We start from the raw sequence: 15,339 nt of genomic DNA on the forward strand, positions 1-15,339 counted from the left end.
GGGCGTTCAGTCCCTTTCGCAAAATAGTTTTTCTACATTCAGTACGCCGCCGGTGATGGCCGCCAGCCCTAAGAACGCTCCGTCCGGGCCGTACACGCGGTAGCGGCCGTCCTCGGCGGGATAATGGCTGGTAGGGCAGCCGTTCAGCAGGTGCTTTTTCACGGCATTGTCCACATGCAGCTGGGGCAGCGGTGCAAACACGGTCTCGATCGGCAGCATCCAGCCGTTCGATTCCAGCGCACCGCTCTCGGCGGCAGCTAAAATCTCCGGCAATGTATGGCACTGTTCGATGCCAAATTCTCCGGCCTGGGTGCGGCGCAGCGCGGCCAGCGTGGCGGGCACACCCAGGGCTGTGCCGATGTCCTCGGCCAACACGCGGATATAGGTGCCCTTGGAGCAGCTCACCCGCAGGGTATAATCGCCGGGGGCGGGGCTGCCCAGATATTCAATGCTGTACACAGTGATGGGCCGGGGCGTGCGCTCGACAGTCTGGCCCTTGCGTGCGGCCTTATACAACGGCTGGCCGTTGATTTTGACCGCCGAATACATCGGCGGCAGCTGCATCAACTCACCGGTGAACTGGGGCAGCACGGCTTTCAGTTCGCTTTCCCCTACTGTGACGGGGGCTGTTTCCAGCGCCGTGCCGGTGATGTCGCCGGTATCGGTGCGCAGGCCCAAGCGGATCGTAGCTTCGTAGGTTTTATCGTGGTTCAGCTGGCGGTCGGCAGCCGCGGTGGCTTTGCCGATAAACACGGCGAGCACACCGGTCGCCATAGGGTCCAGTGTGCCCGAGTGCCCCAGCTTGCGTGTGCCCAAAGCGCCGCGCAGCTTCGCCAGCACATCAAAGCTGGTCCAGCCTGCGGGCTTATCCACGGGCAAAATGCCGTTTGGCGTTTGCATACGCAGGGTTCCTTTTCTGTTTCGATTATAAAGCAGTCTTGCCTGCCGTGATTCTGTAGGGGCGGACGCGAGCATCGACCCCTACAAACAGATGGCAAAATTTACTGCTCTAAGCTGTTCTTCTCCGCCTCAGCGCGGTCCAGTTCCTTTTTGACTTCTTCCAGGATGGCATGCTTGGCGTTGTCCAGATTGCCGCTGATCTCGCACCCGGCAGCGCGGGGGTGCCCGCCGCCGCCTAGGCGCCGTGCAATGTTGCAGGCGTTGGTGTCGTGGCCGGTGCGCACGCTGATCTTGTAGCTGCCGTCCTTTTGCTGGCGCAGGGTCAGGCCGACCTCCACGCCCTCGATGGAACGCGGAATGCTGGTCAAATCCTCCAACTCAGCCCCGGCCACACCTGCGGCCTGGATTTGATCCCAGGTCAGGCAGATGAGGGCGCAGCGGTCCTCGTAGTAGAATTCCAGACTTTCCAGCGCCATTTTTTCGGCCTGGATGCGTGCATGAGAGCGGCACTCGAACAGGCGTTCATTCAGCTTTTCCACATCGGCCCCGGCCTCGATCAGCTTGGCAGCTGCCAGGTGGGTGTTGGCCGTGGTGTTGGTAAAGCGGAAGCAGCCCGTGTCGGTGGCCACGCCGGTGTACAGGCAGGCCGCAATCTCCGGCGTAAGCTCCACGCCCATCTGGGGGATCAGCTCGGTCAGCAGCTCAGCGGCTGCAGCCGCGTGGTCGTCCACCAGCGTTTCGTAGGCGTAGCCGCTGTTGGAGCCGTGGTGATCGATGCACAGGTCGACATGCTCGGCGTAATCCTGGATGTTATTGTGGTCGCCGAACAGCTGGATACCAGCCACGTCCACCGCCACCACAAAGGCGGGGGTGAAGCTGCCGTCGTACACGGTGATCTGCATGTAATCATACATGGCAGGAATGGGATCACTGCACAGCACAGCGGCGGTCTTGCCCAGGTGCTGCAGTGCCTTGCACAGCGCAGCGCCCGAGCCGATGGTATCGCCGTCCGGGTTTTTGTGGCACAGAATCAAGATGTCATCGGTGCCCAGCAGGCGCGAAACAACGGTCTCGCGGTCTACATTCTGAGTCATAGGGTTCCTCTTTTCCAGAAGATATTACAACTGCGTAAGACGCTTACTCCGCGCCGCCGCCCTCCGCGACCGCCAGTTCGTCCAGCAGCTTGTTGATGTGGGCGGCGTAAGCAGCGCCCTCATCGGCTACAAAGACAAAGCGCGGTGCCTTGCGGATGTGCATACGGCGGCTGACCTCGGTGCGGACATGCCCGGAAGCCTTGTTCAGAGCCTTGACGACCGGCGCAGGGCCGCCCTCGCGGCCCATTACGCTGATATAAACTTTCGCCTGGTCAAGATCGGGCGTTACGTCCAGACGGGTCACCGTCAGCAGACCGCCCGTAATGCGGGGGTCCTTCATCTCGCCGATAATGGCGATCAGCTCCCGCTTCATATCCTGGGCCATACGGCCATGGTTTTTGGTAGGCATAGATTTGTTTCCCTCTTAGTCGCGGTACTCTTCCATCTTGAAGCACTCGAAGACGTCGCCTTCCTTGATGTCCTGGAACTTGGCCAGCGTGATGCCGCACTCAAAGCCCTCGGCCACTTCCTTGGCGTCGTCCTTAAAACGCTTCAGGCTGGCGATGGAATCCTCACAGATGACGATGCCGTCACGTACCAGGCGCAGCTGGGCATCGCGGGTGATCTTGCCGTCGGTAACACGGCAGCCGGCAACGGTGCCGACGCTGGAGATCTTGTAGACCTGGCGGACCTGAGCCTCGCCCAGGGCAACTTCGCGCACCTTCGGGGCCAGCATGCCCTTCATAGCGTCGGAAACATCGTTGATAGCATCGTAAATGACGCGGTACATACGCATCTCAACGCCGGTCTGCTCGGCTTCAGCCTTGGCAACGGCATCGGGACGGACATTGAAGCCAATGATGATGGCGTTGGAAGCGTCAGCCAGAGAAACGTCGGACTTGGAGATGGCACCGACGCCAGCATGGATCACGCGGACGCGGACCTCGTCGTTGGAGATCTTCTCGAGGCTCTGCTTCACGGCCTCGGCGGAGCCCTGGACGTCAGCCTTGACGACGATGGGCAGCTCCTTCATATCGTTGGCGGCCATCTGGTCGAACAGGTTATCCAGGGTGACTTTGGTGTAAGCGGCAAACTGCTTTTCCTTGGCCTCGGCGGTACGCTTGTCGGCCAGCTCACGGGCCAGGCGCTCGTCCTCAACAGCCTCGAACAGCTCGCCGGCTTCGGGCACTTCGGTCAGGCCAGTGATCTCGACGGGGGTGGAAGGACCGGCCTCGGTGATCTCGCGGCCCTTGTCGTCGCGCATGGTACGCACGCGGCCAACGGAGGTGCCGGCGATCAGGCAGTCGCCCTTATGCAGGGTGCCGTTCTGCACCAGCAGGGTGGCGATGGGGCCCTGGCCCTTGTCCAGGCGGGCTTCGACGACAGCACCCTTGCCGCGGCGGCTGGGGTTGGCCTTCAGTTCCATGACCTCGGCCTCCAGCGCGATGCGCTCCAGCAGGTCGCTGATGCCCATGCCGGTGACGGCAGAGACAGGGATGCAGGCAACATCGCCGCCCCAATCCTCGGGCACGATCTCGTACTTGGTCAGCTGCTCTTTCACGCGCTCCGGGTTGGCGGTGGGCTTATCCATCTTGTTGATGGCAACGATCAGCTTGACATTGGCAGCCTTGGCGTGGTTGATGGATTCGATAGTCTGGGGCATGATGCCGTCATCGGCTGCAACGACCAGAACCGCAATATCGGTCATGTTGGCGCCGCGGGCACGCATGGCGGTGAAAGCCTCGTGGCCGGGGGTGTCCAGGAAGGTGATGAGCTTATCGCCGCTCTTGACCTGGTAAGCACCGATGGCCTGGGTGATGCCGCCGGCCTCGCCCTTGGTGACGTTGGACTTACGGATGGCATCCAGGATGGAGGTCTTGCCGTGGTCAACGTGGCCCATGACCACGACGACCGGCGGGCGCTCGACCAGATCAGCTGCGTTGTCCTCTTCCTGCACAAACAGGCGCTCCTCGATGGAGACATGGACCTCGTGCTCGACCTTGGCGTGGAACTCCTCAGCGATCAGGGCGGCGGTGTCGAAATCGACGACATCGGAGATGGCGTGCATCTCGCCCATCTGCATGAACTTGGCAACGACCTTGGCAGCGGTCTGCTTCAGGCGGGCAGCCAGCTCGCCGACGGTGATCTCATCGGGGATGGAGATCTTCAGCTGCGCGTTGCGGGCCTTCTCCAGCTGGATGCGCTGCAGGCGCTCAGCCTCGGTCTCACGGCGGCGGCCGAACTGCTGGCCGCGGCGGTTGTTGCGGTTGTTGAACTTTTCTTTCTTGCCGGTGGGCTGGTTCTTGCGCTTGTTGGGCATGTTGCGGCTGTCGGCCAGGTCGTCGTAGCGGGCGTTGAACTTATCCACGTTCACGTCGACGGTGCGGGTGTCAACAGACACCTGGGCACGGTTGACCTGCACCTGCTCCACAGCCTTGACAGGCTCCTTGATGCCGGTGTCGGCGGCCAGCTCCTGCAGGGTAACGCGCTTTTCGCTGCGCTTCTCGGCAGGCTTGTTCTCGGCCTTGCGGTCCTTCTTGCTCTCCGGCTTTTTCTCTTCCGCATTCTTGGCTTCGGGCTTCTTTTCCTCGGCCTTCGGGGCGGGCTTCTGCTCAGGCTTCTTGGCCTCGGCAGCGGGCTTCTTGTTCTCAACGGGGGCCTTCGGGGCCGGGGCGGGCTCTTCCTTGGCGCCGCTGGCCAGGTAGGCATCCAGGCTGCCCTCGGCATTCTCGCGGGTCAGGGTCTCCAGCAGCAGATTCAGTTCCTTTTCACCAAAGGTGCTGCCGGTCTTGTAGCTCTCGCCGGTAATGGGGGCTACGGTCTCGATCACTTTCTTGGTGGGTACGCCGAACTCCTTGGCAACATCAGCGATCTTGTATTTAAAATCCATAGATTGTGGTCCTCCTTATCAGGTAAGATGTTTTGCGCACAGCTGCGCAAGGTGTTCGTCGGTAATGCCGAACACGGCGGCGGGTTTCGGGGTAAGCATAGCCAGCTGGGCGCTGGTCAGAGGGATCTGCTCACAGGCAACGATGCCCTCGCAGGCTTCCTTCATATGCTTGACGGTGCGTTCGCTGGCGTCAGCCGTCAGCAGCACCAGTGCAACCTTGCCGCGCAGGGCGTTTTCCTGTACGCGGTCATACCCGTGCAGCAGCTTGCCGGCCTTGCGGCACAGCCCCAGGGCACCCATCAGCGGGTGCTGTTCATTCGCCATGGTCTGCCGCCTCCTTTGCGCTTTGTTCCGCACACTGGATCTCCTCGGTCAGGCGGTCATAGATGCCGTCCGGGATGGGGACCTCAAAGGTGCGTTCCAGCCGTTTGGCCTTGCGCGCTTTGGCAAGGCAGGCGGCCGAGGGGCACAAGTAGGCGCCGCGGCCCGGCGCTTTGCCGCGCAGATCAATGCTGATCTCCCCTTCGGGACTGCGCACTACGCGGACCAGTTCACGCTTGGGGCGCTGGGCATTGCATCCAACGCACCGGCGTACCGGGATTTTCTTTTGCTTTTGCTGCTGCAAGTAGCCGACCTCTTTTCTAAAATATGGTAACCGCTGGGCGGCTGGCTTTTACTCCTCGTCCTCGCCGTAGTAGCCGGATTCGGGGCGGATGTCAATGTTGTAGCCGGTCAGGTGGGCACACAGGCGGACGTTCTGGCCTTTGTTGCCGATGGCCAGGCTCAGCTGGTGGTCGGGCACGGTGACGCGGCAGCTCTTGGTCTCGCCGGGCAGCAGCTCGACCTTGACGACCTTGGCCGGAGACAGGGCGGCAGAGATGAACTCGGTGATGTCCTCGCTCCAGCGGATGACATCGATCTTCTCGCCGTTCAGCTCCTGGACGATCTTCTCCACGCGGGCGCCGCGGGCACCAATGCAGGCGCCGACGGGGTCAACGTCGGGATTCTTGCTCCAGACGGCCAGCTTGGTGCGGGCACCAGCCTCGCGGGCGATGGCCTTGATCTCGACGGTGCCGTCGTAGATCTCGGGAACTTCCAGCTCAAACATGCGCTTGACCAGGCCGGGATGGGTGCGGCTGATGGTCACGCGGGGGCCGCGGTCGGTAGCCAGCACGTCCACGACATAGACCTGCACGGTGTCGCCCTCGTTGAAGCTCTCGCCGGGGACCTGCTCGTTGCGGGGCAGCACGGCAGAGCCGCCCTTGCCCAGATCTAGCACGATGTTGCCGCGCTCGTGGTCGACGGAAACAACGGTGGCGGTAATCAGCTCATGGGCGCGGGACTGCATCTCGCTGCACTGCAGGTTGCGCTCGCCCTCGCGCAGGCCCTGACGGATGACGTGCTTGGCGGTCTGGGCGGCGATGCGGCCAAATTCCTTGGTCTTCAGCGGGGTGACCAAGCGCTGGCCGACCTTGTAGCTCTTGCGGACCTTTTGGGCATCCTCCAGGCTGACCTGGGTGTGGGGGTTCTCGACGTCCTCCACGATGTCGCGCAGCAGGCTGGCGCGGAAAGCGCCGATCTCGGGGTCGATGTCGACGACAACGTTGTCGTCCTCGACCTCGTAGTCTTTCTTCACAGCGATGACGATTGCGGCCTTGATCTTTTCGACCAGATAGTCCTCAGGCAGGCCGCGCTCCTTTTCCAGCGCAGCGAGAGCCTCAAAAAATTCGTTGTTTGCAGTAGCCATTTTTTGGTTTCCTCCCAATTATATGTTGCAGTCGATAGGTTTCAGTCGATCGTCAATCGAACAGATTTTCGTCGTCACACAGCTTGACATAGCCCGCCATCTTTACGGGGAAGGTGTAGGTCTCTTCCCCGTTCACCAAAGTGGCGTTGCCGTCGGCATCCAGCCCCTGCAGGATGCCCTCGATGTCGCGGCGGCCGGCCTCGTCCGGGCGGATGAGGTGAGCAGCGCACTTCTGACCCTTAAGTGCCTCGTAATGCTCCGGGCGGGTCAGACGGCGGCCCAATCCCGGGCTGCCGACTTCGAGGTAGTAGCTCTGCTCAATGGGGTCTGCCTCGTCCAGCAGCGGATCGATCGCGCGGGAAACGGCCTCGCAGGTGTCGGTGTCCAGCGGCTCGTCGCGGTCGATCAGGATGCGCAGGAACCAGTCTGGGCCTTCCTTCTCAAAGCGGACATCCCACAGGCGAAGGCCCATGCCTTCGACAACGGGACGTGCCAGGGCTTCGACCGTTTTGACGGCGCCGCCGCTGTTTTGCTGTTTTGCCATGAAATTTGCTCCCATCATAAAAAGAAAGCGGACCTTGCGGCCCACTTTCCAATAAAATCATCATCGAACAATAAGAATATACCACACCCGCGCACAAAATGCAACCCCCACACGGCAAAAAAGCCCATCCTGCGCCCATTAGGCCGCACATATTTTGCGCAGTTTGCGTTTTGGCGGGGATGCGGTATGGTTTTGCGGGTCACTCGCCCTGCTGCAGCCAATCCACTGTGCTCAACGGTGGCAGCACAGTTTCCGGGTCGACCGGGCTGCCATCCTGCAAAATTTGGATGCGGAGGGTGGCGGATTCATTAACTGTAGTAAGTGAGAGCACACTGGTACCATAAATATAAGTGCCTATATTTTCTGAAGGATAAGCGGAAAGGTTGCCATAGCGCACGGTGGTTGTGACGCTATGCTCAATATCAATATATTTCCCAAAAGTGGAATCCTCGCCTTTGGAAGCAAGACGACCTTCACCAAGGGTATTTTGCGTGTTGGATGTGTAGGATGCATCGTTGCAAGCGTACTTTATGTCAATCCATGGTTCTGAGTAACTATAGGAATGAACCAACGCGGCAGAACAATGATAAAAAGGCTTGATATTGTCCCAACTAAGGGTGGGGTCTGTTGGGGCAAAATAAGCAATTAGCCCAGAATCATCCGTATAGGTAATAGTTCGGGATGGGGTGGTGACGTCGTCATCCCATTTGACGAACGACCAGCCAGGTTCAGCAACGGCAGTGAGCGAAAGCTGACCGTCCTCGTTCATAAGAAAGCTGATGTGTTTGAGCTTGCTTGAATCTTTTTCCCAAAAAGATTGGTCATCAATGACGGCTTTCTCAACATCGTCAATCTCAAGGTGACCGCATACGCTGTCATAATCAAAGAAGTTGTAGTAATTATAAATAGAAGCACGCAAGTTTTTCGTGATGCCTGGTACGCTGGAAATGCCATCTTTTCCATCAACGCCATCCCGGCCATCCTTGCCATCAATGCCGTCTTTGCCATCCTTGCCGTCCACACCATTGCGACCGTCTTTGCCATCGACGCCGTCCCGGCCGTCCTTGCCATCAACGCCATCTTTGCCGTTCAGGCCGTCCTTACCATCGACGCCATCTTTGCCATCGGCACCGTTCTTGCCGTCAACGCCGTTTTTACCATTGGTGCCATTCTGGCCGTTGGCACCGTCTTTACCGTTTGCACCATCGGTGCCGTTCTGGCCATTGATGCCATTCGTGCCGGGGTCTCCCTTATCGCCCTTGGCACCCTGCGGGCCGATCTCGCCGCGTTCGCCCTTTTCGCCGGGGTCGCCTTTATCCCCTTTTTCGCCTTTCAGCTCTTCGGTGGAGATCAGGTTTTCCCAATCAGTACCATTATAATATTGAATATAGCCGTCCTGTACACGCATTTCGATCTGCGCGGCTGTGCTGGTATCGGCAGCGGCGCAGCCGGTCAGAGCCAGCGCCAATGCCGCGGCAGCCAGACGGAACGTTCTCTTTTTCATACAACATATCCCCTTGCAATAAAATCGACAAATATCGACATCCTTATTATACAGAGAAACAAGACAGAGAGTCAAATAAAAAAGTGCTGCAACAGCGTGCAGCACTTACAAAGTTTACGATTAAAATTTAGTTAAAATGCCCATTCACCGTTTACAAAGATGGTGACTTCCTGGCCGTCTTTGGTGGTACCGGTGATGTGGGTGTCGGGGGCACCAATCATCACGTCCTCGTGGATGGCGGAGTCGTTCAGGCCCTTTTCCATCAGCTGGGCACGGGTCATGGCGCTTCCGCCCTTGATGTTGGTGGGGTAGCCTGCGCCAAAGGCAATGTGGCAGGCGGCGTTCTCGTCAAACAGCGTGTTGAAGAACAGCACACCGCTGCGGTTGATGGGGCTGGAGGCGGGCACGAAGGCCACCTCTCCGATGCGGTTGGAGTTCTCATCGGTGGAGAGCAGCTCGGCCAGCAGGCTGGCGTTCTTCTCGGCACCATGCTCAACGACCTTGCCGTCCTTAAAGGTGACGTGCCAGCCCTCAATCAGCTGGCCGTTGTACACGTAAGGCTTGGTGCCGTAGACCGTGCCGTTGACCCGCTCGCGGTGGGGTGCGCAGAACACTTCCTCGGTGGGCACATTGGCGATGAACTCAATACCGCCGTCTGTCTTGCTGGAAGCACCCTCCCAGGTGGCGTCGTCGGCCAGGCCGACGGTCAGGTCGGTGCCGTTGGAACTGACGATGTGCACATGGTCCAGGTTCCAGGCATTCAGCTGGTCGCGGCGGGCTTTGGTCTTGGCAACATGCTCCTGCCAGGCAGTGACGGGGTCGCCGGTGGAAACGCGGCAGACGTCAAAAATGACCTGCCACAGCTTCTCGACGGCTTCCTCCACCGGCAGCTCAGGGAAGACTTTCGCGGCCCAACTCGGGGCGGGCACGGCGGCCACGCACCACTGCACGCGGTCGTTCATCGTGTACTCCTGCCAGGGCTTGAGGAAGGTGCGGCGGGTCAGGCTGACACGATTCAGCTTGCCGGCATCCAGCCCGGCCAGGGCCTCGGGATCCTCGGCATGGATGGCCAGTGTGCAGCAGCCGTCCGGGTCCTCGGCATAGTCGAGGTAGCTGCGCAGCTCGTAGGGCTTCATGGCGGTCAGATCTTTTTCGTCGGCCATTTCCATGTTCAAGCGGGTCAGCTTGTCGTCCTCCCAGCGGACAACGACGGTCTTGGCACCCGCCTCATAACCGGCGCGGACGCAGGCATGGGCGAAGTCCGGCATCGTGACCGGGCAGCGCACGATAAAATTTTGCCGCGGGCGCACATTGACGCCCACCTTAACGATAAAGTCGGCATACAGCTGCAGAAAGTGCTGGTTCATGGGAGAGGCTCCTTTACAATAATGAATGATATAGTTGCCGTTGATCTGTAGGGGCAGATGCTTGCATCCGCCCGCGTACTCTACAAAAACAGGCCGCCCGGCTGGGCAGCCTGTGGGGGAAAACTTATTTGCCAACCATCATGTCAGCGGCTTTGTACAGGTCACCGCAGCTCATGCAGACGACCAGGTCGCCCTTGTGGGCGTTCTTTTTCACCGACTCGGCGGCGGATTCCAGCCCGTCGACCACGATGCTGCCGGGAATCTTGGCGGCCAGATCCTCGCTCTTCACGCTGCCGTCATCCTTCTCGCGGCTGCCCATGATCGGCAGCAGCACCACCTGATCGGCCACACTCAGAACCTTGGCAAAGTCATCCATCAGCATCTTGGTGCGGCTGTAGGTGAACGGCTGGTGCACGGCGATCACGCGCTCATAGCCCATCTCCTTGGCGGTGGCCAGGGTGGCGGCCAGCTCGGTAGGATGGTGGGCGTAGTCGTCCACGATGACCGCACCGTTGCACTCGCCCTTGATCTCAAAGCGGCGGCCGGTGCCGTGGAATTCAGCAGCAGCGCGCACGGCATCCTCGGGCTTCAGGTGCAGGGGGCGCACGCAGGCGCACATGGCCAGCGCATTATAAATATTATGGTAACCGGGCACGCCCAACTGCAGGTGGGCGAACGGCTCACCCAGCTCCAGCACGTCGAACTCAAAGAAACCGGGCTTGTACTCCTTGATATTGATGGCACGGATGCGGGCTTCCTCGTGGATGCCGAAACTGACCACCGGGCGGTCGATGGAGCTGACCACGTCCATCGTGTTGCGGTCGTCCATGTTAAAGACCACCGTGCGGGACAGCAGCGCAAACTTCTGGAAGGCCAGTTTCAGCTGGCCCATGGTGCCGTAATATTCCAGATGGTCGTTGTCAATGTTCAGAATCACGCCGACTGCGCTGGTCAGGTGCAGGAAGGTCTCGTGGTACTCGCAGGCTTCGATAACGACGCTTTGGCCGTTGCCGGCCTTGCCGTAACCATCGATAAGGGGCAGCTTGCCGCCGATAACGGCAGCAGGGTCCTTGCCGGCCAGTTCCAGCATGGTGGTGATCATGCCGGTGGTGGTGGTCTTGCCATGGGTGCCGGCTACGCCGACGCTCTGCGGATGGCTGCGGCTGATGTAGCCCAGCAGCACGCTGCGCTCCACCGCTTTGATGCCGCGGGCACGGGCGGCCTGCAGCTCGGGGTTGTCGTCATGGATGGCGGCACTGTAAACGACCAGCTGCGCATTGCCCACGTTAGCGGCATCGTGGCCGATAAACACCCGCACGCCCAGCGCACGTTCGGCTTCGGTGTTCTTGGTCTCCTCTACGTCCGAGCCGGTGATCGCATAGCCCTGGCTGTGCAGGATCTGGATCAGCGGATAGGTGCCGGAGCCGCCGCAGCCGATGAAATGCACGGTCTGCACGCCGTCCAGCAGTTTGGGATCAAACATTGTATAAACCATCAGTGGTCACCTCAAAAATACTCCGTGCCCGGCAGCGGGCGCGGTTCTATTCCAACTAGTTACTTAGATTATAGCTTTTTTCTTTCACAAAAGAAACCGTTTTTTGAAATTTTTGGACAGGGTGAGCGATTTTTTAGTAAAATATACAAAAATGGACATCGTCAATATGACAATCCGTCGAGGTCGCCGCCCCGGCGGGATGTTTTGCCAGCCAAAAAGGATTTTACAGTACGATAAACTGCCCGCAAAACCCGGTGCTTTTCCTTTGCGCTTTGCTGCCTTTTTTGGTATAATATCGATAAACCTGCACAAATTTTGGACGTTTACCACAAACAGGAGGGCTTACATATGGCAAAAGTGCTGTGGGGCGTGGACCCGCTGGCGGCATCGCGGCTGGGGCAGAAGCAAAACGAGCCGCCCTTTACCCAAAAGGAGCTGGCGCGTATCGGCATCCCTGCGCACAAGATCGACCGCGTGCAGGCCGAGCTGGCCCGCCTGGCCACCGACAAGACCCTGACCCGCGCCGAACTGACCCAGCTGGCCAAGAAGATTGCGGCGGTGTTGTTATAATTGTACCTCATCGGCCCCCCTGGGAGGGGGCTCCCGTGAAGCGGGTGGGGGAGAGAGCTTAAGGCAAGGCTCTCTCCCTCCCAGAGGGAGGCATAATAGCGGCTTTTTTTCCTCAAACTGCCTTGTCCCCTGCCCTCTACTATGGTATAATGGCCATATCGTGTCGGAAAACGTCCGGCGCGGTGGGAAAAAATCGCTTTGTGTGGCAGCCAGCCATGCGGAAGGAGTTTATGTATGAAGAACAGTGAAAAGACCCTTGACATGATTGTCAACCTGTGCAAAAACCGCGGTTTCATCTACCCCGGCAGCGAGATCTACGGCGGCCTGGCCAACAGCTGGGACTACGGCCCCCTGGGCGTTGAGTTCAAGAACAACGTCAAAAAGGCTTGGCTGAAGAAATTCGTGCAGGAAAGCCCGTATAACGTCGGCCTGGATGCCGCTATCCTGATGAACCCCCAGACTTGGGTGACGACCGGCCACGTGGCCAGCTTCTCCGATCCCCTGCTGGACTGCCGTGCCTGCAAGAGCCGCCACCGCGCCGATAAGCTGATCGCTGAGTGTGAGCAGGGCAAGAACGTCGACGTCGACGCCATGACCTTTGACGAGATGGACGCATTCATCGCCAGCCATGATGAGGTCGTCTGCCCCGTCTGCGGCAAGCATGACTTTACCCCCATCCGCAAGTTCAACCTGATGTTCAAGACCGCCATCGGCGTTACCGAGGATTCCTCCTCCACCTGCTATCTGCGCCCCGAGACCGCACAGGGCATCTTCGTGAACTTTGCCAACATCCAGCGCACCACCCGCCGCAAGTTGCCCTTCGGCGTCTGCCAGGTGGGCAAGGCTTTCCGTAACGAGATCACCCCGGGCAACTTCACCTTCCGTACCCGCGAGTTCGAGCAGATGGAGTGCGAGTTCTTCTGCAAGCCCGACACTGACCTGGAGTGGTTCGCCTACTGGAAAGATTTCTGCAAGAACTGGCTGCTGTCCCTGGGTATCAAGGAAGAAAACCTGCGCCTGCGTGACCACGAAGCCGCTGAGCTGGCTTTCTACAGCCGCGCCACCACCGATATTGAGTATGCCTTCCCGTTCACTGATTGGGGCGAGCTGTGGGGCATTGCCGACCGTACCAACTACGACCTGAGCCGCCACCAGGAGGCTTCCGGCAAGAGCCTGGAGTACTTCGACCCCGAGACCAACGAGCACTACATCCCCTACGTTATCGAGCCCTCCCTGGGCTGTGACCGTGTGGCCCTGGCCTTCCTGTGCGAAGCCTACGACGAACAGCACCTGACCGACAGCAAGGGCAAGGAGGATGTCCGCACCGTCCTGCATCTGCATCCGTTCCTGGCTCCCTTCAAGTGCGCCGTGCTGCCCCTGTCCAAGAAGCTGGGCGACAAGGCCATGGAGATCCGTAACGAGCTGGCCAAGGACTTTATGGTCGACTACGACGACGCCGGCTCCATCGGCAAGCGTTACCGCCGCCAGGATGAGATCGGTACCCCGCTGTGCATCACCGTGGACTTCCAGACTGTCGGCGACGACAAAGTCGAGGCCGACGGCTGTGTGACCGTCCGCGACCGCGACACCATGGAGCAGGTCCGTATGCCCATCAGTGAGCTGAAGGACTATATCGCCAAGAAAGTGGCGTTCTAATTTGAGAAAGTCTCCCCCTGCGAGACAGACTCCCCCGGTACGGGGGAGATGACGCGAAGCGCCGGAGGGAGAGTTTAGCAGCTGATAATTTGGTAATGCTCTCTCCCTCCACCGCCTGCGGGCGGAGCCCCCTCCCGGAGGGAGCTGAAGAACGAATCAACCAGGCAGACCCACCCATGAAGTGACCCCCAAAAGTTAGACAATATTTTGAAGTAAAAATTGTTCAAGCAGCTGAAAGGGCTTGCTGTCTGTGAATTGCAGGCGGCAAGCCCTTCAGTTTTGCCTTGATGCGGTGGTTGTTGTAGTAATCCAGATATGCAACAAGCTCCTGTTTGAAGTGCTCCATGGAACGGAATTCCTGCAAATACAGCAGTTCACTTTTGAGCAGCCCGAAGAAGTTTTCTATCACCGCATTGTCCAGACAGTTTCCTTTCCGGCTCATGCTCTGCCGGATGCCCTTTTCGCGGAGCATCCGCTGGTACTGCCTGTGCTGGTATTGCCAGCCCTGGTCAGAATGGAGAATCAGGTTTGTTCCGGCCGGAATCTTCGCAAACGCTTCGTCCAGCATACTGGTTACCATGCTGAGTACAGGACGCTCGGAGATGGTATAGCTGACCAGATCGCTGCTGTGCAGATCGAGAATCGGGGACAGATAGAGCTTTTCTCCGAACAGGCTGAACTCCGTCACATCGGTGACCCATTTCTGGTTCGGCTTTTCGGCGTGGAAATCCCGATTCAGCAGATTTGGTGAGATTTTGCCCACTTCACCCTTGTAAGAGCGATATTTTTTCATCCTGACACGGCAAACCAAGCCCAGCTCCTTCATAAGCCGCTGGACAGTCTTGTGGTTCAGAGAGAATTTACGCTTATGAAGTTCTGTTGTAATGCGGCGATAGCCGTACCGCCCCCTGTTTTCGTGGTAAATCGTTGTGATTTCTTCCTTAACGGATGCATATTTGTCTTCTTTCTGCATCCGTTTCAGATGGTAGTAGAAAGTGGCACGGGGTAGTTGAGCGATTGAGAGAAGAATATCCAGAGAATGTCTTTGCCTCAGCTTTTGAACTACCAGCGTTTTCTGCGCTGGCGTCGCTCGTCTTCCAAAACCAAGGCTTGCAAATTTTTTAGGTAATCGTTCTCCGCACGCAGTCGCTGGACTTCTGCCAGCAGATCTTCTTCCACCTGCTTCGGCACCTGCTTTGGCGGACGGCCCTTACTGCCGCGGCCACGCCGTTCGACGGCAAAGCCTTCCGGCCCTTCCTCCAGATAGATTCGCTCCCATGATTTGATTCGATCTCTGCTGTTTACCTCAAATCTACGACAGGTTTCGCTGTAACTTAATTTCTCTTCCTGCATGGTTTCAATCACCAGTTTTTTGAATTCCGGCGTATATCGTTTGTTTGGTACTCCTTTTGGCATAGAAAAACACCCCATTTCCTAAACAGTATACCATACTGTCCAACAAATGGGGTGCAGTTCACCACCGGGCCTGTCTGGTTTTTATTTTTGTTTGCCTATTGACAACTGTGTATACTGCGTATATACTGTATATATCGAATGTGTACAGTTCGATCA

General features: G+C 58.6%; 15 protein-coding genes. 2 read left to right on the forward strand and 13 right to left on the reverse strand.

Going from position 1 to position 15,339, the window contains the following annotated elements; genetic code table 11:
- Window positions 1–6 precede the first annotated feature (6 nt).
- From truB to murC, 11 genes are all read right to left on the reverse strand, one after another.
- Entirely contained in the window at window positions 7–900 is an 894-nt protein-coding gene (gene truB / locus OGM81_00685; GenBank protein UYJ43699.1) for a tRNA pseudouridine(55) synthase TruB, read from the reverse strand.
- A gap of 101 nt (window positions 901–1,001) precedes the next feature.
- Entirely contained in the window at window positions 1,002–1,994 is a 993-nt protein-coding gene (locus tag OGM81_00690) for a bifunctional oligoribonuclease/PAP phosphatase NrnA (protein UYJ43700.1), read from the reverse strand.
- Window positions 1,995–2,037: 43 nt separating this feature from the next.
- A complete protein-coding gene (rbfA, locus tag OGM81_00695) occupies window positions 2,038–2,403 on the reverse strand; it encodes a 30S ribosome-binding factor RbfA (GenBank protein ID UYJ43701.1) in 366 nt (121 codons plus the stop codon).
- 15 nt (window positions 2,404–2,418) lie between these two features.
- Complete coding sequence (infB, locus tag OGM81_00700) at window positions 2,419–4,884, reverse strand: translation initiation factor IF-2 (protein UYJ43702.1); 2,466 nt, start codon at window positions 4,882–4,884, stop codon at window positions 2,419–2,421.
- An 18-nt stretch (window positions 4,885–4,902) separates the two neighbouring features.
- Window positions 4,903–5,208, reverse strand: coding sequence for a 50S ribosomal protein L7ae (locus tag OGM81_00705; GenBank protein ID UYJ43703.1), 306 nt, complete (start codon window positions 5,206–5,208; stop codon window positions 4,903–4,905).
- Window positions 5,198–5,509: a YlxR family protein gene (locus tag OGM81_00710; protein ID UYJ43704.1), complete on the reverse strand. Its 312-nt coding sequence runs from the start codon at window positions 5,507–5,509 to the stop codon at window positions 5,198–5,200. Before OGM81_00710 ends, OGM81_00705 begins: the two co-directional genes overlap by 11 nt.
- Window positions 5,510–5,557: 48 nt before the next feature.
- Window positions 5,558–6,631 (reverse strand): transcription termination factor NusA, encoded by a 1,074-nt coding sequence (gene nusA, locus OGM81_00715; GenBank protein UYJ43705.1) that lies wholly within the window; start codon window positions 6,629–6,631, stop codon window positions 5,558–5,560.
- A gap of 52 nt (window positions 6,632–6,683) precedes the next feature.
- On the reverse strand, window positions 6,684–7,175 hold the full coding sequence (locus tag OGM81_00720; GenBank protein UYJ43706.1) for a ribosome maturation factor RimP: 492 nt from the start codon (window positions 7,173–7,175) through the stop codon (window positions 6,684–6,686).
- 199 nt (window positions 7,176–7,374) lie between these two features.
- On the reverse strand, window positions 7,375–8,679 hold the full coding sequence (locus OGM81_00725; protein ID UYJ43707.1) for a hypothetical protein: 1,305 nt from the start codon (window positions 8,677–8,679) through the stop codon (window positions 7,375–7,377).
- Window positions 8,680–8,810: 131 nt separating this feature from the next.
- A complete protein-coding gene (locus tag OGM81_00730; protein ID UYJ43708.1) occupies window positions 8,811–10,046 on the reverse strand; it encodes an aminopeptidase in 1,236 nt (411 codons plus the stop codon).
- A 124-nt stretch (window positions 10,047–10,170) separates the two neighbouring features.
- Window positions 10,171–11,541, reverse strand: a complete 1,371-nt coding sequence (gene murC, locus OGM81_00735) for a UDP-N-acetylmuramate--L-alanine ligase (GenBank protein ID UYJ43709.1) — start codon at window positions 11,539–11,541, stop codon at window positions 10,171–10,173.
- 348 nt (window positions 11,542–11,889) lie between these two features.
- On the opposite strand from murC, the gene OGM81_00740 reads away from it, so the two are divergent.
- Window positions 11,890–12,111 carry a hypothetical protein gene (locus OGM81_00740; protein UYJ43710.1) on the forward strand — a complete coding sequence of 74 codons (222 nt, stop codon included), beginning with the start codon at window positions 11,890–11,892 and terminating at the stop codon, window positions 12,109–12,111.
- Between the two features lie 234 nt (window positions 12,112–12,345).
- The gene (locus OGM81_00745) at window positions 12,346–13,767 is read left to right on the forward strand and encodes a glycine--tRNA ligase (protein ID UYJ43711.1); all 1,422 of its coding nucleotides are present in this window, start codon (window positions 12,346–12,348) and stop codon (window positions 13,765–13,767) included.
- Between the two features lie 223 nt (window positions 13,768–13,990).
- Here the strand turns inward: OGM81_00745 and OGM81_00750 are convergent, their stop codons facing one another.
- Together OGM81_00750 and OGM81_00755 are read right to left on the reverse strand one after the other, a co-directional pair.
- Entirely contained in the window at window positions 13,991–14,803 is an 813-nt protein-coding gene (locus OGM81_00750; GenBank protein UYJ44943.1) for an IS3 family transposase, read from the reverse strand.
- A 26-nt stretch (window positions 14,804–14,829) separates the two neighbouring features.
- Window positions 14,830–15,183: a helix-turn-helix domain-containing protein gene (locus OGM81_00755; protein UYJ43712.1), complete on the reverse strand. Its 354-nt coding sequence runs from the start codon at window positions 15,181–15,183 to the stop codon at window positions 14,830–14,832.
- Window positions 15,184–15,339: the final 156 nt, after the last annotated feature.

The organism is Oscillospiraceae bacterium, assembly GCA_025758045.1.
Taxonomy (GTDB): domain Bacteria; phylum Bacillota; class Clostridia; order Oscillospirales; family Ruminococcaceae; genus Gemmiger.